Annotated in this window: 20 protein-coding genes; 13 read left to right on the top strand and 7 right to left on the bottom strand. The window is 70.2% G+C overall.

The window, feature by feature from the left end:
• The first annotated feature begins 64 nt into the window (after window positions 1-64).
• Window positions 65-2,317, top strand: coding sequence for a DNA helicase PcrA (gene pcrA, locus CA984_RS19600; RefSeq protein WP_423229317.1), 2,253 nt, complete (start codon window positions 65-67; stop codon window positions 2,315-2,317).
• A gap of 70 nt (window positions 2,318-2,387) precedes the next feature.
• Here pcrA and CA984_RS19595 read toward each other — a convergent pair whose 3' ends face one another.
• The 3 genes from CA984_RS19595 to CA984_RS19585 all read right to left on the bottom strand — a co-directional run bounded on the left by CA984_RS19595 (window position 2,388) and on the right by CA984_RS19585 (window position 5,335).
• Window positions 2,388-3,299, bottom strand: a complete 912-nt coding sequence (locus tag CA984_RS19595) for a hypothetical protein (protein ID WP_133061714.1) — start codon at window positions 3,297-3,299, stop codon at window positions 2,388-2,390.
• A 154-nt stretch (window positions 3,300-3,453) separates the two neighbouring features.
• Window positions 3,454-4,311 (bottom strand): hypothetical protein, encoded by an 858-nt coding sequence (locus CA984_RS19590; RefSeq protein WP_086574440.1) that lies wholly within the window; start codon window positions 4,309-4,311, stop codon window positions 3,454-3,456.
• A gap of 166 nt (window positions 4,312-4,477) precedes the next feature.
• On the bottom strand, window positions 4,478-5,335 hold the full coding sequence (locus CA984_RS19585; protein ID WP_133061713.1) for a hypothetical protein: 858 nt from the start codon (window positions 5,333-5,335) through the stop codon (window positions 4,478-4,480).
• A 270-nt stretch (window positions 5,336-5,605) separates the two neighbouring features.
• Here CA984_RS19585 and CA984_RS19580 point away from each other — a divergent pair, with 270 nt between their 5' ends.
• Window positions 5,606-8,059, top strand: a complete 2,454-nt coding sequence (locus CA984_RS19580; protein ID WP_086574436.1) for a PQQ-dependent sugar dehydrogenase — start codon at window positions 5,606-5,608, stop codon at window positions 8,057-8,059.
• Window positions 8,060-8,140: 81 nt separating this feature from the next.
• Here CA984_RS19580 and CA984_RS19575 read toward each other — a convergent pair whose 3' ends face one another.
• Window positions 8,141-8,890 (bottom strand): hypothetical protein, encoded by a 750-nt coding sequence (locus CA984_RS19575; RefSeq protein WP_086574434.1) that lies wholly within the window; start codon window positions 8,888-8,890, stop codon window positions 8,141-8,143.
• 243 nt (window positions 8,891-9,133) lie between these two features.
• On the opposite strand from CA984_RS19575, the gene icmB reads away from it, so the two are divergent.
• From icmB to CA984_RS19555, 4 genes are all read left to right on the top strand, one after another.
• Entirely contained in the window at window positions 9,134-9,541 is a 408-nt protein-coding gene (gene icmB, locus CA984_RS19570; protein ID WP_086574432.1) for a coenzyme B12-dependent isobutyryl CoA mutase small subunit, read from the top strand.
• 131 nt (window positions 9,542-9,672) lie between these two features.
• The gene (gene sucC, locus CA984_RS19565; RefSeq protein ID WP_086574430.1) at window positions 9,673-10,854 is read left to right on the top strand and encodes an ADP-forming succinate--CoA ligase subunit beta; all 1,182 of its coding nucleotides are present in this window, start codon (window positions 9,673-9,675) and stop codon (window positions 10,852-10,854) included.
• Entirely contained in the window at window positions 10,854-11,729 is an 876-nt protein-coding gene (gene sucD, locus CA984_RS19560) for a succinate--CoA ligase subunit alpha (RefSeq protein WP_086574428.1), read from the top strand. The genes sucC and sucD overlap by 1 nt, the downstream gene beginning before the upstream one ends.
• 258 nt (window positions 11,730-11,987) lie before the next feature.
• Complete coding sequence (locus tag CA984_RS19555) at window positions 11,988-13,649, top strand: cell division protein PerM (RefSeq protein ID WP_086574426.1); 1,662 nt, start codon at window positions 11,988-11,990, stop codon at window positions 13,647-13,649.
• Window positions 13,650-13,711: 62 nt separating this feature from the next.
• On the opposite strand, the gene CA984_RS19550 is transcribed toward CA984_RS19555, so the two are convergent.
• Complete coding sequence (locus tag CA984_RS19550; RefSeq protein WP_086574424.1) at window positions 13,712-14,122, bottom strand: hypothetical protein; 411 nt, start codon at window positions 14,120-14,122, stop codon at window positions 13,712-13,714.
• Between the two features lie 79 nt (window positions 14,123-14,201).
• Here CA984_RS19550 and purN point away from each other — a divergent pair, with 79 nt between their 5' ends.
• The 4 genes from purN to CA984_RS19535 all read left to right on the top strand — a co-directional run bounded on the left by purN (window position 14,202) and on the right by CA984_RS19535 (window position 17,621).
• Window positions 14,202-14,822 carry a phosphoribosylglycinamide formyltransferase gene (purN, locus tag CA984_RS19545; protein ID WP_086574422.1) on the top strand — a complete coding sequence of 207 codons (621 nt, stop codon included), beginning with the start codon at window positions 14,202-14,204 and terminating at the stop codon, window positions 14,820-14,822.
• Between the two features lie 46 nt (window positions 14,823-14,868).
• Window positions 14,869-16,413, top strand: a complete 1,545-nt coding sequence (gene purH, locus CA984_RS19540) for a bifunctional phosphoribosylaminoimidazolecarboxamide formyltransferase/IMP cyclohydrolase (RefSeq protein WP_086574468.1) — start codon at window positions 14,869-14,871, stop codon at window positions 16,411-16,413.
• A gap of 164 nt (window positions 16,414-16,577) precedes the next feature.
• Complete coding sequence (locus CA984_RS46315) at window positions 16,578-16,751, top strand: hypothetical protein (RefSeq protein ID WP_165781329.1); 174 nt, start codon at window positions 16,578-16,580, stop codon at window positions 16,749-16,751.
• Between the two features lie 21 nt (window positions 16,752-16,772).
• The gene (locus CA984_RS19535; RefSeq protein WP_086574420.1) at window positions 16,773-17,621 is read left to right on the top strand and encodes a bifunctional methylenetetrahydrofolate dehydrogenase/methenyltetrahydrofolate cyclohydrolase; all 849 of its coding nucleotides are present in this window, start codon (window positions 16,773-16,775) and stop codon (window positions 17,619-17,621) included.
• Between the two features lie 4 nt (window positions 17,622-17,625).
• On the opposite strand, the gene CA984_RS19530 is transcribed toward CA984_RS19535, so the two are convergent.
• Window positions 17,626-18,279 carry an FHA domain-containing protein gene (locus CA984_RS19530; RefSeq protein ID WP_037933708.1) on the bottom strand — a complete coding sequence of 218 codons (654 nt, stop codon included), beginning with the start codon at window positions 18,277-18,279 and terminating at the stop codon, window positions 17,626-17,628.
• Between the two features lie 181 nt (window positions 18,280-18,460).
• Here CA984_RS19530 and CA984_RS19525 point away from each other — a divergent pair, with 181 nt between their 5' ends.
• The 3 genes from CA984_RS19525 (at window position 18,461) to CA984_RS19515 (ending at window position 21,240) form a co-directional block, all read left to right on the top strand.
• A complete protein-coding gene (locus CA984_RS19525; protein ID WP_086574417.1) occupies window positions 18,461-19,582 on the top strand; it encodes a citrate/2-methylcitrate synthase in 1,122 nt (373 codons plus the stop codon).
• Window positions 19,583-19,642: 60 nt separating this feature from the next.
• Window positions 19,643-19,912, top strand: coding sequence for a DUF3017 domain-containing protein (locus CA984_RS19520; RefSeq protein WP_165781328.1), 270 nt, complete (start codon window positions 19,643-19,645; stop codon window positions 19,910-19,912).
• A 113-nt stretch (window positions 19,913-20,025) separates the two neighbouring features.
• Window positions 20,026-21,240 (top strand): NADP-dependent isocitrate dehydrogenase, encoded by a 1,215-nt coding sequence (locus CA984_RS19515; RefSeq protein ID WP_012887997.1) that lies wholly within the window; start codon window positions 20,026-20,028, stop codon window positions 21,238-21,240.
• A 65-nt stretch (window positions 21,241-21,305) separates the two neighbouring features.
• Here CA984_RS19515 and CA984_RS19510 read toward each other — a convergent pair whose 3' ends face one another.
• Window positions 21,306-22,865: a sigma factor-like helix-turn-helix DNA-binding protein gene (locus CA984_RS19510; RefSeq protein WP_165781327.1), complete on the bottom strand. Its 1,560-nt coding sequence runs from the start codon at window positions 22,863-22,865 to the stop codon at window positions 21,306-21,308.
• Window positions 22,866-23,204 lie beyond the last annotated feature (339 nt).

The raw sequence follows: 23,204 nt of genomic DNA, 5'->3' as shown, positions 1-23,204 counted from the left end.
CGGCATTCCTTTCCGCGGCTGGACCCGGTTGTCGGCGGACCGCCATAACCTAGGGGGCGTGTCGATCCCAGCCGCTTCCCTGACCCACCCGTTGCTCGACGGGCTCAACCCCCAGCAGCGGGAGGCCGTCGTGCATCACGGCAGCCCGCTCCTCATCGTCGCGGGCGCCGGATCAGGCAAGACACGGGTGCTGACCCACCGCATCGCCTACCTGCTGGGCGAGCGGGGCGCGCAGCCGCAGGAGATCCTGGCGATCACCTTCACCAACAAGGCCGCGCGGGAGATGAAGGACCGGGTCGACACCCTCATCGGCCCGCGCTCGGCGGCGATGTGGGTGATGACCTTCCACAGCGCGTGCGTGCGGATCCTGCGGCGCGAGGCCAAGCGGCTGGGCTTCCCCTCCAGCTTCTCCATCTACGACCAGGCCGACTCCCAGCGGCTGATGGCGATGGTCTGCCGGGAGATGGACCTCGACCCCAAGCGCTACCCGCCGCGCTCCTTCTCCGCCCAGGTCAGCAACTTCAAGAACGAGCTGATCGACTACGAGACGGCGGCCGGACAGGCCTCCAGCCACCTGGAGCGCACGCTCGCCGAGGCCTACCGCAACTACCAGCGGAAGCTGACCGAGGCCGGCGCGATGGACTTCGACGACCTCATCATGCTGACGGTCACGCTGTTCCAGATCTTCCCCGACGTGGCCGAGCACTACCGGCGCCGCTGGCGCCACGTCATGGTGGACGAATACCAGGACACCAACCACGCCCAGTACACCCTGATCCGCGAGCTCGTCGGCGCCCCCGAGCTGCGCACCGCCGACGGCGACCTGGTCAGGGAGGGCACGGTCGCCCCCGCCGAGCTGTGCGTGGTCGGCGACGCCGACCAGTCGATCTACGCCTTCCGGGGCGCGACGATCCGCAACATCCTGGAGTTCGAGCGCGACTACCCCAACGCCAGGACGATCCTGCTGGAGCAGAACTACCGCTCCACCCAGACGATCCTGAGCGCGGCCAACGCGGTGATCTCGCGCAACGAGAGCCGCAAGCCGAAGAACCTCTGGTCCGACCAGGGCGCCGGCCCGAAGATCGTCGGCTATGTCGCGGACAACGAGCACGACGAGGCCATGTTCGTCGCGCAGGAGGTCGACAAGCTCACCGACGACGAGGGCGTCGTGCCCGGCCAGGTGGCGGTGTTCTACCGGACCAACGCGGCCTCCCGGGTGTTCGAGGAGATCTTCATCCGGACGGGCCTGCCCTACAAGGTGGTCGGCGGGGTGCGCTTCTACGAGCGCAAGGAGGTCCGTGACCTGCTGGCCTACCTGCGGGTGCTGGCCAACCCCAACGACGTGGTGTCGCTGCGCCGGATCCTGAACGTGCCCAAGCGCGGCATCGGAGACCGGGCCGAGGCGATGGTGGAGGCGTTCGCGTCCCGCGAGCGGATCCCGTTCTGGGAGGGGCTCCGCCGGGCGGACGAGGCGCCGGGCATGGCCACCCGGTCGCTCAACGCCATCAGGGAGTTCGTCGCGCTGATGGACGAGCTGATGGCCAAGGCCGCCGGCACGCCGCCGTCGGAGCTGGCCCAGGAGGTGCTGGAGAGCACCGGTTACCGGACGGAGCTCGCGACCTCGGGTGACCCGCAGGACGAGAGCCGCCTGGAGAACCTGGACGAGATGATCTCGGTGGCGTCGGAGTTCGAGGAGGCCAACCCCGAGGGCACGCTCGTGGAGTTCCTGGAGCAGGTCTCCCTGGTGGCCGATGCCGACCAGATCCCGGCGGGCGACGGCGGTCAGGGCGTGGTCACGCTGATGACCCTGCACACCGCCAAGGGGCTGGAGTTCCCGGTGGTGTTCCTCACCGGCATGGAGGACGGTGTCTTCCCGCACATGCGCTCGCTGGGCGAGCCGAAGGAGCTGGAGGAGGAGCGCCGGCTGGCCTACGTCGGCATCACCCGGGCCGAGCAGCGCCTCTACGTCTCCAGGGCGGCCGTCCGCAGTTCCTGGGGGGCACCCGCGTTCAACCCGGCCTCCCGCTTCGTCGCCGAGATCCCGGGGGAGCTGGTCGACTGGCGCAGCGACCCCGGTAAGAACGCCTGGAGCGCCGGCGCCTCCCGCCGCGAGACCCGACCGGCTCCCGCCAGGAAGCCCGGCGGGAAGCCGATCCCCAACCTGACCCCGGGTGACCGGGTCACCCACGACCAGTTCGGCCTGGGCACGGTCGTGTCGGTGGACGGCGTGGCCGAGAAGACCAAGGCGAAGATCGACTTCGGCAGCGGCGGGGAGAAGACCCTGCTGCTGGCCTACGCGTCGCTGGAGAAGCTCTGACGGCCGCCGTACAGGCCCGGTGAGCCGGAGCTCACCGGGCCTGTCCGCGATCGGCCTGTCCGGAGCGGGATCAGTCCTTGAAGACGCGGACGAACGGGTCCTCGATCTGCTCCTCGCTGAGGACGAGGTCGTCGAAGTCCGCGACCTGGGAGGCGGGCGGAGCCTTGATGGCCGACTTCGTGCCCCAGCCGGAGTAGCGGCTGTCGTTGAGGTAGGTCATGTCCAGGCTGGTCAGGCCCCGCAGGGACTGCGTCCAGGAGGAGACGGCCCGCCGTACGAGCTGGTCGGGGCCGAGGTAGAGCTTCCAGCTCACCGGCAGCGTGGCGGACGCGGTCGAGGGCTTGCCGCCCAGCAGCGCGCGGACCGTGGGGGAGACCTTGTAGAGCTCGCCCAGGGTGATCGTGCCCGAGTGGACGACGGTCCGGGCCCCGTCCCAGGTGCCGCCGGGGCGCCTGGTCGCCGTGTGGGCCAGCGCCGCCTTCAGGGTGGCGGGTTCGAGGGGGTTGAGGATCTGCTGCGCGGGGTTGCCCAGGGCCACCGTGCCGCCCTTGGCGCGCAACCACTTCTTGCCCTCGGGCATGGAGTCGGCGTAGAACCCGCCGGAGGTGTAGGTGGCGCCCTTCACCGTGATCGTGCGGGAGGGGCCGAAAAGGCCCTTGAGCTCCTTGTCGGCCCCGGGCAGGGTGAACTCGTCGGTGACGTCCGAGGCCACCACACCCGATGTGCCGAACTCCAGCACGCCGCCGCGCCGGTTGAAGATCGCTCGCTGGTTCTTGCCCTCGCCGATGATCTTCGCGTTCTCGGTGAGCCTGACGCCGCGGTGGAGCTTGAACTGGCTCTTCAGCGCGGACACCGGGTCGGCCTGTGCGCTCTGTGCGCTCGCCCGCGCGGGCTGGGCGTTCGCGGGGGCGGCGGCCACGAGCGCGGGCGCGATCAGCGCCGCCGCGGTGGCGCCGGTCAGAGTGGCGATCATTCGCCTCATCCGGGGGTCCTCCTGTATGGGTCCTCGCGTCGTCGCTGAGGGATCACCCGAGATTCTTGCTTAATTACCATCATTTCGGGCCAAAAGCTGATCAATAAGGTGCGCCCGGCAGGCGGTGCCTGCCGGGCGCGGTGATGCGGTCAGCGCGGAGTGATCAGTTGCCGAGCAGGGGGATGGAGGTGGCGGTCTCCGCGCCCTCCTCCAGGTCCTTCAGATCGGCGATCTGGTCGGCGGGCGGGGCCTTGACCGTGACCTTGGAGCCCCAGCCGGTGTAGCGGGTGTCGACCGTCACCGCGCTCTCGTCGGAGCCGGCCGCGGAATAGGTCGTCACCAGGCGCTTGGCGAGCCGGTCGGAGCCGAGGAACAGCTTCCAGCTCACCACGGTCTTGGCGGTCTTCGCGCTCGGGGCGCCCATGGAGGCCCGGAACCACGGCGAGACCTTGTTCAGCTCACCAAAGGTGATCTTTCCGCTGTAGGTCCCGGCGCGCTTGGTGGCGTGCGCCAGCAGGGTCTTGAGCGTCGCGGGCTCGGCCACGTTGACGAACTGGCTCACGGTGCCGGTGAAGCCGAGCATGCCGTCGGGGAACCGGACCCAGGTCTTGTCGGCGGGCATGAACTCGCCCATGACGCCACCGGAGACGTAGGTCGCGTTCTTGATGCGGACGACCCGCTCGGGCTTGGCCAGCCCGGCGAACAGCTTGGACATGTCCTCGTCGTCGCCGAAAGCCCCCTCGAAATCGCTCGCCTTGAACCGCAGCTGGCCGGTCTGGTCGGAGGCGCTGATTCCCGAGGAGCCGAACTGGAGCGCGCCGGTGCGCTTGGCGAGGACCATGCTCCCCTGCGGGCCCTGCATCTTCGTGGTGTCGACGAAGTTCACGCCGCGTCCACTGCTGAACTGGCTCTTCAGCGCGGTGATCGGATCGGCGGCCTGGGCATGCGCGGTCGAGGCGAGCGCGGGAGCGCCCAGTACGGCCGTCGCGGCGCACGCCAGACCGGCGATGTATCGCTTCAAGGAAAAATCCTCCTGAATAATCCCTCCACCCCGTGTGGGAGAGATGTCGGAATTATTGCGCATCAAGATCACGACGGAATATCGTATGTGGAGTTTTACCTTGAATGATTTGTGGATGTTTCGTGCAGAACCCGTCTCCGTTAACAGTGGGGGAAATCGCTCCGCCCTATCCGATGGGCAGCACCGCGGGCTCGGGGAAGTCGGCGCCGACACGGCCGGCGTCGGCGGTGTCCTCCGGAGGCGGCGGGGTGAGCGTGACGGGCGAGCCCCAGCCGGTGTAGCGGGTGTCGGCGACCGTGGTGGTGTGGCTCCGGGGCCGTCCGGGGAGGGGCTGCTTCCAGGTGGTGGTCAGGCGGCGGGCCAGGTGGGCCCGGTCGAGCCAGAGCCGGAAGCCGATCGGGATCCGGCCGCTCCGCGTGCTGGGCGGGCCCGCGAGCCGGTCGCGGAAGCTGGGGGAGACCTTGTAGAGGGTGCGCAGCGTGACGGCGCCCTGGAGGATCGTCCCGTACGAGCCCTTCTTCCTCGACGTGGCGTGTGACAGCAGGGTGCCCAGGGTGGCGGGCTCGAAGACGTTCACGATCTGCGGCAGCGCGGCCGTCTGCTTGATGTTCGCCGGGCCGATCAGGCCGAGCCAGGTCTTGCCCTCCGGTAGCCACGTCTCGTAGCCGGGACCGGACAGGTACGCCTCGTCCGGGAAGCAGATCACCCGGGTCGAGCCGAGCCGCTGCCCCAGCTGGTTCTCCAGCTCCCTGACGACTCCCTTCCCCAGCTCCGTCCGCCCCACGGTGTCGGTGCCGTACACCCCGGCCGCGTCGAACTCCACCCGGCCCTTGCGCCAGATGGTGACGGCCGGTTTGCCGTCCCTGTAGACCCGGCCGAGGTCGGAGATCCGCAGCCCCACGTGCTCGCCGAACTGCTGCTTCAGTCTCTGCACGGGGGACGGTGGAGCCTGTGCCTCCGCCACCCCCGTCGACAGCACCGAACCGGCCAGCACGGCTGCCACCGCGGCAATCCACCGTCTCATCGGGATCTCCCTCCCCGGGGTCAAGATCCGCCAAGCTAGCCAACCGCGGAGGCCCCGGCTATGGCGTGGGCCAACAAGTCCCGTCTGCGGATTGCGCGTGCGTGAGCCGTACGGCGCCGCGCCGGTCGCCACCGTGCGCCGACATCCCGGGCACTGTCGGCTCTATTGACAGGGAACGGTGGAAATGGTCCCATCCCTCCTATAGTTAGGAACCCTTCCTAACTAGCTCTCCTCGCTCTCCCTCCCCCCAAGACAACTGCAGGAGGATCGATGAGATCTCCTATCCGGGCGCGCTCGCTGGCCGGCGCGCTCGTGGCCGGGCTGGTGCTCGGCCTGCTGGCCGCGCTCCCCGCGGCCGCCGCGCCGACCAGGTACGAAGCCGAAGGCGCCACCGTCTTCCAGGGTGCCGTGGAAGCCAACCACGCCGGGTTCTCCGGCACCGGATTCGTCAACACCGACAACGTCGCCGGCTCCTACGTCGAGTTCACCGTCAACGCCGCCGGCGCCGGATCCGCGGCCATCGCCATCCGGTACGCCAACGGCACCACTGTCAACCGCCCCGCCGACGTCGCCGTCAACGGCGTCGTCGTCTCGGCCGGCCGCGCGTTCAACGGCACCGGCGCCTGGGCCACCTGGGCGACCTCCACCCTGACCGCGCCGGTGAAGGCCGGGGCCAACACCGTCCGGATCACCTCCACCACCGCGGGCGGCACGCCCAACCTGGACTTCCTGGACGTCGAGGTGACGGTGGCCGGCGACGACTACCAGGCGGAGAACGCCACGATCTCCCAGGGCGCCGTGGACGACAAGCACGCCGGGTTCACCGGCACCGGATTCGTCGACTACGCCAACGTCGCCGGCTCCTACGTCGAGTTCACCGTCAACGCGGCGACCGCCGGCAACTACGGCCTGGCGTTCCGCTTCGCCAACGGCAGCACGGCCGACAGGCCGATGGACGTCTCCGTCAACGGCGTGAGGGTCTCGGCCGGGCTGTCCTTCCCCGGTACGGGCGCGTGGACCACCTGGGTGGAGAGAACCGTCACCGCGGGCCTCGTCGCCGGGGCCAACAAGGTCCGGGCCACCGCCACCACCGCGGGCGGCGGCCCCAACCTCGACCGGCTGAGCGCGGCGGCGCCGGCCGACGCCGAGCCGCCGACCGCCCCGGCGAACCTGCGCCTCGTCGGCGAGGTCAAGCCGACCTCGGTCGATCTGGCCTGGGACGCCTCCACCGACAACGTGGGCGTGTCGCAGTACAAGATCTACAACGGCGGCAACGTGCTCATGACCGTGGGCGGCAACGTCACCGCCACCACGCTGCCCGGCCTGACGCCCAACACCAGGTACGTGCTGAGCGTGCTCGCCTACGACGCGGCGGGCAACGCCTCCCAGGGCGGCGACAACGTCGACGTCACCACGCCGCCGAGCGACGACACCCGGCCGCCGAGCACGCCGGCCGGCCTGCGCGCGACCGGCGTCGCGGCCGCCACGGTCACGCTGGCCTGGAACGCCTCCACCGACGACATCGGGGTCACCGGCTACAACGTCTACCGTGACGGCACGAAGTTCGCCACCGTGCCCGACCTGACCGCGACCGCGGACGGGCTGACGCCCAACACGACCTACGCGTTCACCGTCGAGGCGTTCGACGCCAACGGCAACGTCTCGCCGCGCAGCGCGCCGCTGGCGGTGAAGACGAGCGGTACGGCGGGCGGAGGCGACCCCGTCTACGACAGGGACGTCGCCAAACTCGACCTGCCGTGGGGCGTCGCCTTCCTGCCCGACGGCAGCGCGCTGGTCGCCGAGCGGGACCGGTTCGAGATCGTCCGCGTCACCCAGAGCGGGCAGAAGACCGTGGCCGGAAAGATCACCGAGGCGGTGACGACCAGCGGCGAGGGCGGGCTCCTGGGCCTGGCGATCTCGCCGTCCTTCGCCACCGACCACTACGTCTACGCCTTCCACACGGCCGCGTCCGACAACCGTGTCGTGCGGTTCAAGTATGAGAACGGGCAGATCGGCGCCCGTGAGCCGATCGTCACCGGCATCGCCAAGAACAAGTTCCACAACGGTGGCCGGATCAAGTTCGGCCCGGACGGCTTCCTCTACGTCACCACCGGCGACGCCCAGGACGGCAACCGGGCGCAGAACCTCAACTCGCTCAACGGCAAGATCCTGCGTGTGACGCCGACCGGCGCCGGCGCGCCCGGCAACCCGTTCCCTGGCGCGCCGAGGGTGTACAGCCTCGGCCACCGCAACCCGCAGGGACTGGCCTGGGACTCCCAGGGCCGGCTGTGGGAGTCGGAGTTCGGCGACGCCACCCTGGACGAGCTCAACCTGATCCAGCCCGGCAAGAACTACGGCTGGCCCAACTGCGAGGGCAGGTGCGGCAACTCGGCCTACGTCAACCCGGTCCAGCAGTGGGACGTGGCCGCCGCGTCGCCGAGCGGCCTGGAGATCGTCAACGGCTGGATCTACATGGCCGCCGTCCGCGGCCAGCGGCTCTGGGTCATGAAGATCACCGGTAGCACCACCGACACGCCCCGGGCGTTCTTCAACAGCCGGTGGGGCCGCCTGCGCACCGTCGTCAAGACCCCCGACGGGGGACTCTGGCTCACCTCGACCAACAACGACAAGAACGGCGGCACGCCGTCCGTCCTCGACAACACCGTGGTGCGGCTGAAGTTCGCCACCGCGTCGGCCGTACCGTCCGGCGGCGCGTCCGGCTGACGAGCCGGGACGGCCCGGCCGGGCGGGGCGGACCGATCCGGCCCGGCCGGGTCCACCGGCGTCCGGCGCGGGAGGCGGCCGTCAGCCGGCCGTCTCCTCCACCGGCGCGGTGAGGTTCACCGGGGTCCCCCACGAGGCGAACCGCACGTCGCTGACGCGGGTGACCCTCATGCCGAGCGGCGGCTCCGCCCAGGAGGTGACCAGCCTGCTGGGGAGCCCGTCGCGTCCCAGCCACAGCCGCCAGGTCACGGTCATGGCCGCGACCTTGGCGCTGGGCCTCTTGTGGAGGCGCGCCCGGTACGCCGGCGAGGCGCGGTAGAGCGCGCCGAAGGTGACCTTGCCCCCGTGCAGGGTCGCACCGGGCTTCTTGGCCGTGCTGGTCGACAGCAGGGTCTTCAGCGTGGCCGGCTCCAGGACGAGAACCGGCGTCAGGAAGGGCGACAGGTCGCGGATCCTGCCGGGCGCCCTCATCCACCTCCGGCCGTCGGGAAGGCCCTCGGCGATCACCCCGCCGCTCGTGTGGACGCTCCCGCCGACGGCGAGGGTGCGCATCGGCCTGGCGGTCTCCCCGGCGAGAGCGGATTTGGTCAGGATGTCGTATCCCGCCACACCCGAGACGTCGAACTGCACGACGCCGCCGCGCTTCTGCGCGGAGAGGGGTCTGCCGTCGGACGCGGTCTTGCCGCTCTCGACGATCCTGACGCCGCGCTGGGCGACGAACTGCGTTTTCAGCGTGGCCACCGGATCGGCGGGTGCGGTCCGGGCGTCCGCGGGGACAGCGATCGCGGGCAGGATCAGCGCGCCGGATGCCAAGATGATCCATCGCTTCATGGGGGGTTCTCCTCCTGAGGATAGAAGATCAAAAACCCTAGAGCATGCCGTATCGAAATGTGGAATTAATACTTGTAAATGATAGTAAAAGGGTGGAATGGGTGATCTTCCGGGCCGAATTTCGGAGATCTGGCCCTCTGGACGCCGGAGAGGACGCCGGCGCGGACGGGACCCCGCCCGCGCGGGCGGTTACGCTGCGTACAGCCCTCATGTTGCGGGTGGAGCGCGGACGAGGAGGTCTGGATGGACGCCGTGCCGAGGATCCGTGTGGTCATCGCCAAACCCGGGCTCGACGGGCACGACCGCGGTGTGAAGATCGTGGCGCGGGCCCTGCGGGACGCCGGGATGGAGGTCGTCTACACCGGCCTGCACCAGACGCCCGAGCAGATCGTGCGCACCGCCGTCCAGGAGGACGCGGCGGCGATCGGGCTCTCCGTCCTGTCGGGCGCGCACATGACGCTGTTCGCCAAGGTCCTCGAACTGCTGAAGGATGACGACGCGGGCGACATCGTGGTGTTCGGCGGCGGGATCATCCCCGAAGCGGACATGCCCGAGCTCCAGCGGATGGGCGTGGCCCGGATCTTCACACCGGGCGCGACCACCCAGGAGATCGTCGAGTGGGTGCGGAGCGCCGTTCCCGCCCGCGTTTAAGGACCCGGTGACCTGCTCACGCCCCTCAGGGGGCTAGGCTTCATTGGCGCAAAACACCAGGCTCCCCTTCAGATCATGGAGCCGGTCCGCCGACATCTGTACACCAGCCGGACAAGCAAGGACGGACCCTCGTGGACCTGTTCGAACATCAGGCGAAGGAGCTCTTCGCGGAGTACGGCATCCCGGTGCCGCGTGGCATTGTCGCGCACACCGTGGAGGAGGCACGCGCGGCAGCCGAGCAGCTGACCGGCCGTGTCGTCGTCAAGGCACAGGTCAAGACCGGTGGCCGCGGTAAGGCCGGTGGCGTCAAGGTCGCCGACGACGCCGCCGACGCCGAGCAGAAGGCCACCCAGATCCTCGGTATGGACATCAAGGGCCACACGGTCCACAAGGTCCTGATCGAGGAGGCCAGCGCGATCGCGGAGGAGTACTACTTCTCCTTCCTGCTCGACCGCGCGAACCGCACCTTCCTCGCCATCTGCTCCGCCGCGGGCGGCATGGACATCGAAGAGGTCGCGCACAGCGCCCCGGAGAAGGTCGCCAAGATCCCGGTCTCCCCGCTGGACGGGGTGGACCGCGCCAGGGCCCGCGAGATCGCCGAGGCCGGTGGCCTGCCGGCGGCCGCGCTCGACGGCGCCGCGGAGCTCATCGAGAAGCTCTGGGCGTCCTTCGTCGACGAGGACGCCTCCCTGGTCGAGGTCAACCCGATGATCCTGTCGGCCGACGGCCAGGTGAAGGCCCTCGACGGCAAGGTCACCCTCGACGACAACGCGACCTTCCGCCAGTCCGACCACGCGGCCTTCGAGGACAAGGACGCGGAGGACCCCCTGGAGGCCGCGGCCAAGGCGAAGGACCTCAACTACGTCAAGCTCGACGGCAGCGTGGGCATCATCGGCAACGGCGCGGGCCTGGTCATGTCGACCCTCGACGTCGTCGCCTACGCCGGTGAGGCCTTCCCCGGCCAGCCCAAGCCCGCCAACTTCCTCGACATCGGCGGCGGCGCCTCGGCCGAGGTCATGGCGGCCGGCCTGGAGATCATCATCTCCGACCCGTCCGTGAAGTCGATCTTCGTGAACGTCTTCGGCGGCATCACGGCCTGCGACGCGGTCGCCAACGGCATCGTCTCCGCCTTCCAGCTCCTGGAGAGCCGCGGCGAGGCCGTCAGCCGCCCGCTGGTCGTCCGGCTGGACGGCAACAACGCCGAACTCGGGCGTCAGATTCTCGCCGACGCCAGGCTTTCCGGCGTCGAGCTGGTGGACACCATGGACGATGCGGCCAAGCGTGCCGCCGAACTCGCCGCGGTAGGTGCGTAATGGCTATCTGGCTGACCGAGAACAGCAAGATCATTGTTCAGGGCATGACCGGCGGTGAGGGCACCAAGCACACCCGCCGCATGCTCGCCTCCGGCGCCCGCGTCGTCGGCGGCGTCAACGCCCGCAAGGCCGGCACCACCCACGAGGGTCTGCCCGTCTTCGGCACCGTCGCCGAGGCCATCAAGGAGACCGGCGCCGACGTGTCGGTCGTCTTCGTGCCCCCGGCGTTCACCAAGGACGCCGTCAAGGAGGCCATCGACGCCGAGATCCCGCTCTGCGTCGTGATCACCGAGGGTGTCCCGATCCACGACACCACCGAGTTCTGGGCCTACGCGGTCGCCAAGGGCAACAAGACCCGCATCATCGGGCCGAACTGCCCCGGCATCGCCTCGCCCGGCGCCTCCAACGCCGGCATCATCCCCGCCGACATCACCACCGCCGGCCGCATCGGCCTGGTGTCGAAGTCCGGCACGCTGACCTACCAGCTCATGTACGAGCTGCGCGACTTCGGCTTCTCCACCGCCGTCGGCATCGGTGGCGACCCGGTCATCGGCACCACGCACATCGACGCTCTCCAGGCCTTCCAGGACGACCCGGCCACCGACGCGATCGTGATGATCGGCGAGATCGGCGGAGACGCCGAGGAGCGCGCCGCCGCCTACATCGAGCAGCACGTGACCAAGCCGGTCGTCGCCTACGTCGCGGGCTTCACCGCCCCCGAGGGCAAGACCATGGGCCACGCGGGCGCGATCGTGTCCGGCTCGGCCGGCACCGCCCAGGCGAAGAAGGAGGCTCTGGAGAAGGTCGGCGTCCGCGTCGGCAAGACCCCGAGCGAGACCGCCCGCCTGATGCGCGAGGTCATGCAGGCCCGCTAGTTCCACCAGGAAAGGCGCCCGATTCCTGACCGGGCGCCTTTCCTGTTCCCCGGCGGTTCCCCGTACGGCATGCGCCTGCCGTCGGACGGCTGTCCGTGCGGCATGTGCCTGCCGTCGGACGGCTGTCCGTACGGCACGCGACACCGGGGTGAAGCCGTACGGCACGCGCCTGCCGCCGGACGGCCGTCGATACGGCACGCGACACGCGGGGGCGAAGGAGTCTCTCCCACGCAGAAGATCCTGAGACCATCGACTATTGTGACGGCCCTTCTCGATCAGCTCCGGACGGCTCCCCGTAACGTCCTCAGCCGTATCCCCCTGCCCGGCGTCACGGGTGACGACGACGACGTCCGTCGGCCGCTTCCCGTCTCCGGGATGCTCGCAGCCGCGTGGACGCTCGGCGTAGGTGTGGCGGTGCTCACCACGCTCACCCTGGTCGGCTGGATCGCCTCCCCCAAAGGCTCGCTCGGTCCGGGCCTGCCGGGGGTGTTCCGCACGGCGGCGCAGCTCTGGCTGGCGGCCCACCACGCGGGGTTCGCGATCCCCGGCGGGTCGGTCGGCCTGCTCCCGCTCGGCCTGATGGTGCTGCCGGCCTTCCTGCTGTACCGGGCCGGGATCTGGATGGCCCGCGACGCCGACCTGCGCCTGCGGCTGCCCGCCCGGCTGCCCAAGAACAGCCCGAAGGACGAGGCCAACGCCCGGCGCCGGGCCCAGCTCGTGCTGGTCGCCCAGGCGGGCATCTCGCTGGCGGCGCCGTACGCGCTGCTGGCCGGGATCGTCGCGCTGGTCACCCGGAACGAGATCACCCAGCCGTTCCTCGGTGACGTGCTGGTCAGCCACCTGGTGGTGGCCTTCCTGGCGGGCTCGCTGGCCACCGCCAGGACGATCGGGCCGTGGCGGTCGATGCTGCGCCTGCTGCCCGAACGGATGCGCTCGGTCGTGGTGGCCTCGGGCGCCGCGCTGGGCATCATGCTCATGGCGGGCGCCGTCATGGTGGTCGGCGCCATCGTGGTCAACTTCAAGCAGGTCCAGGAGCTGTCCGACATCCTGTCGCCCGGCTTCGTCGGCGGCCTGCTGCTCCTGCTGGTGCAGGGGCTCTATCTGCTCAACGCGGTCATCTGGGGGATGGCCTACATCGCCGGTCCGGGCTTCGCGGTCGGCACCGGCACGCTGGTCGCGCCGACCGGAGTCCAGCTCGGGACCGTGCCGAGCCTGCCGATCCTGGGCGCCCTGCCGGAGGCGGGCCCCACCCCGGCGTGGGTGATGGCGGTGATCGCGCTGCCGTTCGCGGCCGGAGCGGTGGCGGGTGTCCTGGGCGTCAGGATCGCGCCGTCGCCCTCGTTCGAGGGCGCGCCGCTGTGGGGGTTCGTCTGCGGGCTGGCGACCGGCGCGACGGCCGGGCTGCTGGCCGCGCTGTCCGGCGGTTCGCTGGGCGGGACGAGACTCTCCGCGGTCGGCCCGGCGGCGTGGGAGGTCATGCTCTCGGTGACGCTGGAGGTGGGCGTCGCCGCGGGCATCTCGGCGGGCCTGGCCAACTGGTGGCTGATCTTCCGGGGGCAGAACACGGCGGTGACCAAGGCCGCCGCCAAGGTCGGCACGGCCACCGCGCCGGTCCGCAAGGCGGGAGCGAAGATCGCCAAGGCCGCCGGGACGGTGGCGGGCAAGGTCGGGCTCGCCGAGCCGGACGGCCCCTGCGCGCTCCCCGGCCACTGGCTGGACGCCACCGAGTGCGACACCCAGCCGATCCCGGTCATCAGGGACGACTGGGAGGACGAGCACGCCTCGGCGGCGGCGGAGAACCCTCCGAAGACCCGCGACCGCGAACCACCGCGACCGCCCCGGCGCGACATCGTCGACGAGTCCGACGACAAGGGCGGCCACGTGATCTACCTGGACCCCTACGCCTGGGACCGCGACTAGCGCGGCTCGAACGGGTGGCGCCCGGCCTGCGCGCGGGCAAGGCGGGCTCCGGGGAGGCGGGCTCAGGGAGGGAACGGGAACTGCACGTCGCCGGGCCGGACGAAGGGCATCTTCTTCTCCATCGCCCGTTCGAGCTGGTCCACGCACTCGTTCTGCGCGGTGACGGTGCCCGCGCCCCTGCCGCACTCGGTGTAGGCCGCCAGCTCGTCGCTGAAGTAGAACTGCATCGCGGTCACCCCGGCGGAGATCAGCAGTGCCAGCGACGCCACGACGATGCCGACGATCGCCGGGGTCACCGGCTTCGTCACCGAGCGCAGGGCCCGGATCGCGCGGACCGAGGCGACGAGGGCGAAGAGCGACATGGCGAGCCCCGCGAGGGGGAGTATCAGAGTCAACACCACCGAGGCGAAGGCGAGCCACAACGCCCGCCGTCCCGCACCCTCCGCCGGCCGTGCCTGGACGGGAGTCGTCACCTGACCTCCTTGCATCGCGTGAGTGGACAGGCCGATACCCTTGCAGCGGCGTGAGTCCCCGTCCGAATGGAGTGCGTCGGTGTCATCCCAGGCCGCTCGGCTTGTGGTCCTCGTGTCCGGTTCTGGGACCAACCTACAGGCCTTACTGGACGCTGTGGCAGATGAGGCGTACGGTGCCCGGATCGTAGCCGTGGGAGCCGATCGTGACGGCATCGAGGGACTGGCCCGCGCGGAGCGCGCCGGCGTCCCCACCTTCGTCGAGAGGCTGGCCGACCACCCGCGCCGGGACGCCTGGGACCGGGAGATCGCCGCGCGGATCGCCGGGCACCGGCCGGACCTGGTCGTCTGCGCGGGATTCATGAAGATCCTCGGCGCGCCGACGCTGACCGCCTTCCCCGTTCTCAACACCCACCCCGCGCTGCTGCCCTCCTTCCCCGGCGCGCACGGGGTCCGCGACGCCCTCGCGTACGGCGTGCGGATCACCGGCTGCACCGTGATGCTCGCCGACGCCGGAGTCGACACCGGGCCGATCATCGCCCAGGAGGCCGTGCCCGTGCTGGACGGCGACGACGAGGCGGCCCTGCACGAGCGCATCAAGACCGTCGAGCGGAGCCTGCTCGTCGACACCGTCGGCCGGATGGCCCGTGAGGGCTGGACCGTGACCGGCAGGACCTTTCGCTTCGGACGACCCGGTGGATGAGCCGGGCGCCCCGGATGAGACCGGAACCAAACAGGAGGACCAGAAAGTGACCCGCATCGCCATCCGGCGCGCGTTGATCGCTGTGTATGACAAGAGCGGGCTGGAGGAGCTGGCTCGCGGCCTCGACGCCGCGGGTGTGGAGATCGTCTCCACCGGCGGCACCGCCGCGAAGATCGCTTCGTTCGGTGTCCCCGTCACTCCGGTGGAGGCGTTGACCGGGTTCCCCGAGTGTCTCGACGGCCGCGTCAAGACCCTCCACCCGCGCGTGCACGCCGGCCTGCTGGCCGACAGCGGCAACCCCGCCCATGTCAAGCAGCTCGAAGAGCTGGAGATCGCCCCCTTCGAGCTGGTGGTGGTCAACCTCTACCCGTTCCAGGAGACGGTGGCCTCCGGCGCCTCCGACCGCGAGTGCGTCGAGCAGATCGACATCGGCGGCCCCGCGATGATCCGCGCCGCGGCCAAGAACCACGGCACCGCCGCGATCGTGGTCGACCCCGGCGCCTACGGCGACGTGCTCGCCGCGGTGGCCGAGGGCGGCTTCACCTTCACCGAGCGCCGCCGGCTCGCCGCGGCCGCGTACGCCCACACCGCCGCCTACGACACCGCGGTGGCCTCCTGGTTCGCCGACGTCTACGCGGCCGAGGAGGACTCCTGGCCGCGTTACATGGGCGCCGCCTGGAGTCTCAAGTCGCCGCTGCGCTACGGCGAGAACCCGCACCAGGGCGCGGCGCTCTACTCCGGCGGGCAGGACGGCCTGGCCAACGCCGAGCAGCTGCACGGCAAGGAGATGTCCTACAACAACTACCTCGACGCCGACGCCGCCTGGCGGGCCGCCTGGGACTTCGCCGGACCCGCCGTGGCGATCATCAAGCACCAGAACCCGTGCGGCATCGCGGTCGGCGCCGACGTGGCCGAGGCGCACCGCAAGGCCAACGCCTGCGACCCGGTCTCCGCCTACGGCGGCGTGATCGCGGTCAACGGGGAAGTCACCGAGGAGCTGGCCCGGCAGATCGCCGAGGTGTTCACCGAGGTCGTGGTGGCCCCGGCCTTCACCGCCGAGGCGCTGGCCGTGCTCACCGAGAAGAAGAACATCCGGCTGCTGGCCTGCCCGCAGGGGCCGGGCAACCCGGCCGAGTTCCGCCGGATCGACGGCGGCCTGCTGGTGCAGACCACCGACCGGGTGAACGCCCCCGGCGACGACCCGTCCACCTGGGAGCTCAAGGCGGGCCCCGCGGCCTCCGCCGAGGTCCTCGCCGACCTGGCCTTCGCCTGGAAGGCCTGCCGTTCGGTGAAGTCCAACGCGATCCTGCTCGCCGCCGACGGCGCGAGCGTCGGCGTCGGCATGGGCCAGGTCAACCGCGTCGACTCGGCGCAGCTCGCGGTCTCCCGCGCGGGTGAGCGCGCCCGGGGTTCCGCCGCGGCCTCCGACGCGTTCTTCCCGTTCGCCGACGGCCCGCAGGTGCTCATCGACGCCGGGGTGAAGGCGATCGTGGAGCCCGGCGGCTCCATCAGGGACGGGGAAGTGATCGCCGCGGCCGAGGCCGCCGGGGTCACGCTCTACTTCACCGGCACCCGCCACTTCTTCCACTGATCCCCGCCGATCTCCACGAGGGCGTACGGCCGCCGCACACGTGTGGCGGCCGTACGCCGGAGACAGGAAAGTGGCGGAGCGGACAGGATTTTCTGGCCGGAGAAGGTTTAAACCCCGGTTAACCTGAAGCGCATCCCTTCCCCCGCCTCTGTGGAGACTCCCTCATGCCTCTGCTCGACGCCGTCCTGAACGTCTTTGTGATCATGAGTGGATTCTGGGAGAGCCCCTGGCTGCTCCTCGTCTTCGCCTTCGGCGCCGCCTACCTGGGGGCCAAGGTCGTGGAGATCATCCCCTTCACGCGCAGGATCATCGAGCGCCGGGAAGCGGAGCGCGGATGATCTCATGGAAGGATTGAACGCATGAGCGCGCAGATTCTGGACGGCAAGGCCACCGCGGCGAAGATCAAGGCAGACCTCACGGCGCGGGTCGCCGTGCTGAGGGAGCGCGGCGTCACTCCCGGGCTGGGCACCGTCCTCGTCGGTGACGACCCGGGCAGCCAGATCTACGTGGCCGGCAAGCACCGCGACTGCGCCGAGGTCGGCATCGCCTCCATCCGCAGGGACCTGCCGGCGACGGCCACGCAGGCCGAGGTCGAGGCGGTCATCGACGAGCTCAACGCCTCCCCGGAGTGCACCGGCTACATCGTGCAGCTCCCGCTGCCCCGCCACCTCGACACCATGGCGCTGCTCGAACGGATGGACCCGGCCAAGGACGCCGACGGGCTGCACCCGGTCAACCTGGGCCGCCTGGTGCACATGGTCGACGCGCCGCTGCCCTGCACCCCGCACGGCATCGTCCTGCTCCTGCAGGAGTACGGCGTGCCCGTCAAGGGCGCCGAGGTCGTCGTGGTCGGCCGCGGCATCACCGTGGGCCGCTCGCTCGGCCTGCTGCTGACCCGCCGTTCGGAGAACGCCACCGTCACCCTCTGCCACACCGGCACCCAGGACCTGGCGGCCCACACCCGTCGCGCCGACATCGTCGTCGCCGCGGCGGGCGTGCCTCACCTGATCACGGCCGACATGGTCAAGCCCGGCGCCGCCGTGCTCGACGTCGGGGTCTCCCGGGTCGACGGCAAGATCGCCGGTGATGTCGCCCCCGGCGTCGAGGACGTCGCGGGCTTCCTCACCCCCAATCCCGGCGGCGTGGGCCCGATGACCCGGGCCCTGCTGCTGACCAACGTGGTCGAGGCCGCCGAGAAGCGGGGCTAGCGGTTCAGGACGCCCGGCGGCTCGCCGTGGTCGCCGCCGCCTGAGGCTCCGGGGCGCCGGCCGCGCGCTGCGGCGGCACCACCGGGGTGGGCCTGACCAGCCCCAGGGCGACCACCTCGTTGGCCAGCCTGGTGCGCCGGTTGGTCCCCTCCGGGATCCGGAACTTCTGGTAGAGGCGGAGCAGGTGCTGCTTGACCGCGGCCTCCGTCACCACCAGATCGTCGGCTATCTCTCGCGCGGTGGCGGGCGCGACGAACGCCTCGTCCGACAGCGCCGGACGGCACAGCGACGTCAGCACGTCCACCTCCCGCCGGGTCAGCTCCGGAGCCGCGGCGCGGCGGAGCTCGACCTCGGGGGCGAAGTCCTCACGCGGGACTCCGCCGATCCTGCCCCGCGCGGCGCCGAAGGAGACGACGTCACCGTCGTCGAGCACCCTCCGGGCGATCGGCCTGCCGTTCACCCGCGTGCCGTTGCGGGACAGGCCCAGATCAACGACATACAGGTAGGGTCCGCGCCGGACGAATTCCGCGTGCAGCCGGGACACACTTGGATCAGTGAGCCGGATGTCAACTCCCCGGCCACGCCCGATCGTCGTGATCTCGGGGCGCAACGGGACCACCTCACCGGTGTCCTCGATGCGTATGAACGGCCCCTCCACGGCAGTTCCTCCCCAGGTAGCCCGCCGTAACTATTCCTACAGCTCCGGCTTACCCAAACGAGGTGATGGGGAATCGCCTTTGCCAGAAGGAGAATCCCTCGTGAAATTGGTCTGGACCTCTCGGGAGGGTTTCCCCTGCTCAGGGGTAGACTTCGGGCGAAGATAAGCGGAGGAAACACTCATGGCGGACAAGCCCACAAAAGGCCTCGCCGATGTCGTAGCCGCGTCCACAGCGCTCAGTGACATCGACGGTCAGGCCGGTCTCCTTTTCTATCGTGGCTACGACATCCACGATCTGGCCGGCCGCACCACCTTCGAAGAGATCGCCCACCTGTTGCAGCACGGCGCCCTCCCCACCAGGGAGCAGCTGGCCGCCTACGGGGCCGAGCTCGTCGGCGGCCGTAAGATCGGCGCTCTGGCCGAAGCGAACATCGCGGAGATCGCGGAGAAGCAGGCGCCCATGGAGGCGCTGCGCACGCTGGTCTCCCTGGCCGGGGGCGACGATCCGGACAAGGACTCCAACACGCCCGAGGCCAACCTGCGCAAGGCCGCCCGGCTGACCGCGCAGCAGCCGATCCTCGTCGCCCGCTACCACGCGGCCAGGACGGGCGCCACGATCCCGGAGCCGGACCCCGAGTTGAGCGTCGCGGCCAACTTCCTGCTCCAGATCACCGGCCGGACCCCCGGACAGCACGAGGTCGAGACCTTCGACGCCTGCCTGGTCCTGCACGCCGACCACACGATGAACGCCTCGACGTTCGCCGCCCGCGTGTGCGCCGCGACCCTCTCCGACATGCACTCGGCCATCGTGGCGGCCATCGGCACCCTCAAGGGCCCGCTGCACGGCGGGGCCAACGAGCAGGTCATGCGGACCCTGGAGTCGCTCGACCCGTCCGCCGTCGCCCAGTCCGTACGCGACAGGCTCGCCGCCGGTGAGAAGATCATGGGCTTCGGGCACCGGGTCTACAAGACCGAGGATCCGCGCGCGACGCACCTGCGCAAGATGTCGCAGGAGCTCGCGGAGGCCTCCGGCGACGACACGTACTACCGGATGTCCAAGGAGATGGAGGAGGTCGTCTTCGAGACGAAGGGCCTCTACCCCAACGTGGACTTCTACGCGGCGACCGTCTACCACTACCTCGGCATCCCGACAGACCTGTTCACCCCGGTCTTCTCGGTCAGCCGCATGGCAGGATGGACGGCACACGTCATCGAGCAGCACGCCGACAACCGCCTGATCCGTCCGGACAGCGAGTACATCGGTGAGCGCGGCCAGAAGTGGAAGCCGCTCGCCGAGCGATGAGCCGCGTGCGGCGGAGGAGCCGATGAGTGCCCGAGTGAACGGCGGCCATGGGTGGGAACGGTGAGCACAACTGAAGACCGATGGGGACCGTATCCGCTGGTGCTGGTGGGTGCGGTTCTCGCCGTGACCTTCGCGGTCCTGTTCGACGTCGAGTGGGGAGGGTTCTCCCTCGGCGTGGTCATGACGCTGGGGGCCATGTTCCGGTTGACCGGCGGCGGGCTGCTCGCCATACGGACCAGGACGACCGACACCGTCACGCTCGCCGCCTTCGGCGTCGCGCTGATGGCCGGCTCGCTAGTACTTCAATATCCGTCGCTTATGCCGCTTTAAGCCGGATGCACGGGTGGGCCGCGGAGCGCCCGTACCCGTCCGATAGCCTCAACGGCCAGTGAGCCTCAAAAGGACTGTCTGGCCAGTGTTAGTTCAGAAGGGGAACCACACGCATGCCCAAGATCAAGGTAGAGGGCCCCGTCGTCGAGCTTGACGGCGACGAGATGACCCGGATCATCTGGCAGTTCATCAAGGACCAGCTGATCCTTCCCTACCTCGACGTCGACCTGAAGTACTACGACCTCGGGATCGAGCACCGCGACGCCACCGACGACCAGGTGACGATCGACGCGGCCAACGCCATCAAGCAGTACGGCGTCGGCGTCAAGTGCGCCACGATCACCCCGGACGAGGCGCGGGTCGAGGAGTTCGGCCTGAAGAAGATGTGGAAGTCCCCGAACGGGACCATCCGTAACATCCTCGGCGGCGTCATCTTCCGCGAGCCGATCATCATGTCCAACGTGCCGAGGCTCGTCCCCGGCTGGACGAAGCCGATCATCATCGGCCGTCACGCGTTCGGCGACCAGTACCGCGCCACCGACCTGAAGATCCCCGGCGAGGGCACCCTGACCCTCACCTACACGCCGAAGGACGGCTCGGAGCCGATCGAGCTCGACGTCTACGACTTCCCCGGGTCCGGCATCGCGATGGCGATGTACAACCTGGACGACTCGATCCGCGACTTCGCCCGCGCCTCCATGCGCTACGGCCTGTCCCGCGGCTACCCGGTCTACCTCTCCACGAAGAACACGATCCTGAAGGCCTACGACGGCCGTTTCAAGGACATCTTCGCCGAGGTCTTCGAGACCGAGTTCAAGGCCGAGTTCGAGGCCGCCGGGATCACCTACGAGCACCGCCTGATCGACGACATGGTCGCCGCGGCGCTCAAGTGGGAGGGCGGCTACGTCTGGGCGGCCAAGAACTACGACGGCGACGTCCAGTCCGACACGGTCGCGCAGGGCTTCGGCTCGCTCGGCCTGATGACCTCGGTCCTGCTGACCCCCGACGGCCGGACCGTCGAGGCCGAGGCCGCCCACGGCACCGTGACCCGGCACTACCGTGAGCACCAGAAGGGCAACCCCACCTCCACCAACCCGATCGCCTCGATCTTCGCGTGGACCCGGGGCCTCGCCCACCGCGGCAAGCTCGACAACACCCCCGCGGTGATCGACTTCGCCGAGAAGCTGGAGCAGGTCTGCGTCGAGACCGTCGAAGGCGGCCAGATGACCAAGGACCTCGCCCTCCTCGTCGGCGGCGACGCCAAGTGGCTGACCACCCAGGACTTCCTGGCGGCGCTGGACGAGAACCTGAAGAAGAAGATGGCCTAGCCGTCATCGGGAAGGGCCGCCCGCCGGGCGGCCCTTCCCGCTTTTCCGGCCCGTTCCCGCGGTCGTCAGGGGGCCGTCACGGCGCCGAGCACGATCATGCTGTCGTCGGCGAGGCCGGTCACGCGGTGCTTCCTGCCGGTGACGGCGTCCATCCGGAAGAAACCGGCGGGGCGGCCGGCGGCCGTGCCGGTCATCTTGACGACCACCTCATGGCTGTTCAGCCAGCCGACGACCTCGGCCTTGGCGGGACCGCCGCCCGAGGAGGGGAGCTGGAGGCGCTTGAACACCCGTCGCGCCCGTGCGTCGACGATGTGGAGGCTGCCGGCCCCCGGCCCCTCGGCCCCGATCGCGGCCGCGTGCCTGCCGCTGGGGGAGTCGCGCCAGACGCGGTAGCTCTTGCGGAGCCAGCCCGCGGCCTCCTCCACGGCTGTCGCCCGCCCGGCGGGCAGCGACGTCACGGTCCCGGTGGCGAAGTCGGTCCGCAGCCTGCGCGCGCCGAGCTCGACGGTGAAGTGGCGGCCGTTCGGCGAGACGCTCACCCGGGTGCCGGTCTCGGTGTCCGAGGGGGCCAGGACGGGCGACAGATACCGCTTCACGCCGCTGTGCAGGTCGTGGGCGACATATCTTCCCTCCGCCGCACTCAGGTAGCCGATGCGGTGCCCGTCGGGGCTGACGGCGGGACTCAGCCGCAAGGAGCTCCCGCCGTCGCCGTGCGCCAGCACCCCCACCGCGTCGGGGACGCTCACCGTGGACTCGCAGCGGTCAGGGGCCGCGCACTTCACCGAGTCGAGCGCCGAGCCGCCCGTGCCGCCGCCGGCCAGTTTCAGCGTCCAGCCCGCACAGGTGACCTTCCCCGCCGGTGACGCTACGGCTCCGCCGCCCGCCGAGTCGCCGCCGGGACATTTCCCGGGGACCGCGTAGCGGATCGCGAAGGAGGTGCGGGGGGCCCGCCACGGCTGGAGGCCGGGGCGCGGCGCCGGGCTGGAGACCACGCCCATGGCCTCCGGCGTCCCCGTCGAACCGGGCTGGTTCCGCTCGCCCAGCGCCGAGTTCCACACCTCTCCCTGCGGGAACAGGACGAAGGCGGTGACGAGGCAGACCGACAGGAGCACCGTGGCCGCCGTCAGGAAGGCGCCGCGGTTGCGGCGGCGCCGTAGCGCGCGCATGGACTGCGCGGTGAGGTCGGGGACCGACGCCTCGTCCGCCGCGGTCGCCAGCCGTGTCTTCAGCCGGGCCACGTTGCCCTTGGTGAGCACGGCCACGGCCTCGGTGATCTCCGACTTCACGGTCTCGACCGGGATGCCGAGGACGGTGGCCATCTCGGCATGGGTTCTGCCGTCGTGGAGGCAGGCCACGACGAGGAGGCGCTGCCGGGGCGGGAGCCGTACCAGGGCGGTGGCGCCCGCGGCGGTCGGCTTGTGGAGGAAGCGGCGGTACAGGGTGATGTGGGCGTGCGTGGTGGAGTTCTCCCAGAGGGTCGGGGGCCAGCTGAGACCGACCGTGCGCAAGGACCACAGGGTCAGGCGGATGGCCTGCTCGTGGCTGCCGGTGAGGAGGAGGGCCGTGCCGACGAGGGAACGCTGATCGCGCTGGACGAACTCGCGATAACCGATATATCGGCGCATGAGGGATTTGCTCCGGCTTGCGTAAGGGACGGTCAACGGTAGCGATCTAAGCGGCTGGAGCGCCAGCTTGGGCTGATTGTCGGTAATTGGGTGGGTCGGCGTGTCCGTCATATCCTCCGACGGCCTGGTGGGCGCCGAGGCGCCGGCCGGAGGAAATGTGCGGCCACTTGGGGTGAGGCGGCGGGTGGGAGAGCTACGGCATCATAAAGTTTGGCTGGTCGGAGATTTACTACACCGTAGGGACGATGATGCCGGAGATCGCGCCGCTGGAAGCGGGGGAGCCGCGCCGGCTCGGGCCGTTCCGCATCGTCGGCCGGATCGGTGAGGGCGGGCAGGGGG

Origin of the sequence: Streptosporangium minutum, from assembly GCF_002149035.1 — a bacterium.
Classification (GTDB): domain Bacteria; phylum Actinomycetota; class Actinomycetes; order Streptosporangiales; family Streptosporangiaceae; genus Streptosporangium; species Streptosporangium minutum.
This window is presented reverse-complemented; position numbering and strand designations above follow the sequence as displayed.

Coding starts and splice junctions, on each gene's coding strand:
- CA984_RS19575 (WP_086574434.1), bottom strand. CDS start 8,890: ATGAAGCGATGGATCATCTTGGCATCCGGCGCGCTGATCCTGCCCGCG.
- CA984_RS19580 (WP_086574436.1), top strand. CDS start 5,606: ATGAGATCTCCTATCCGGGCGCGCTCGCTGGCCGGCGCGCTCGTGGCC.
- CA984_RS19525 (WP_086574417.1), top strand. CDS start 18,461: ATGGCGGACAAGCCCACAAAAGGCCTCGCCGATGTCGTAGCCGCGTCC.
- CA984_RS19515 (WP_012887997.1), top strand. CDS start 20,026: ATGCCCAAGATCAAGGTAGAGGGCCCCGTCGTCGAGCTTGACGGCGAC.
- CA984_RS19510 (WP_165781327.1), bottom strand. CDS start 22,865: ATGCGCCGATATATCGGTTATCGCGAGTTCGTCCAGCGCGATCAGCGT.
- CA984_RS46315 (WP_165781329.1), top strand. CDS start 16,578: ATGCCTCTGCTCGACGCCGTCCTGAACGTCTTTGTGATCATGAGTGGA.
- CA984_RS19535 (WP_086574420.1), top strand. CDS start 16,773: ATGAGCGCGCAGATTCTGGACGGCAAGGCCACCGCGGCGAAGATCAAG.
- CA984_RS19595 (WP_133061714.1), bottom strand. CDS start 3,299: ATGAGGCGAATGATCGCCACTCTGACCGGCGCCACCGCGGCGGCGCTG.
- CA984_RS19585 (WP_133061713.1), bottom strand. CDS start 5,335: ATGAGACGGTGGATTGCCGCGGTGGCAGCCGTGCTGGCCGGTTCGGTG.
- sucD (WP_086574428.1), top strand. CDS start 10,854: ATGGCTATCTGGCTGACCGAGAACAGCAAGATCATTGTTCAGGGCATG.
- icmB (WP_086574432.1), top strand. CDS start 9,134: ATGGACGCCGTGCCGAGGATCCGTGTGGTCATCGCCAAACCCGGGCTC.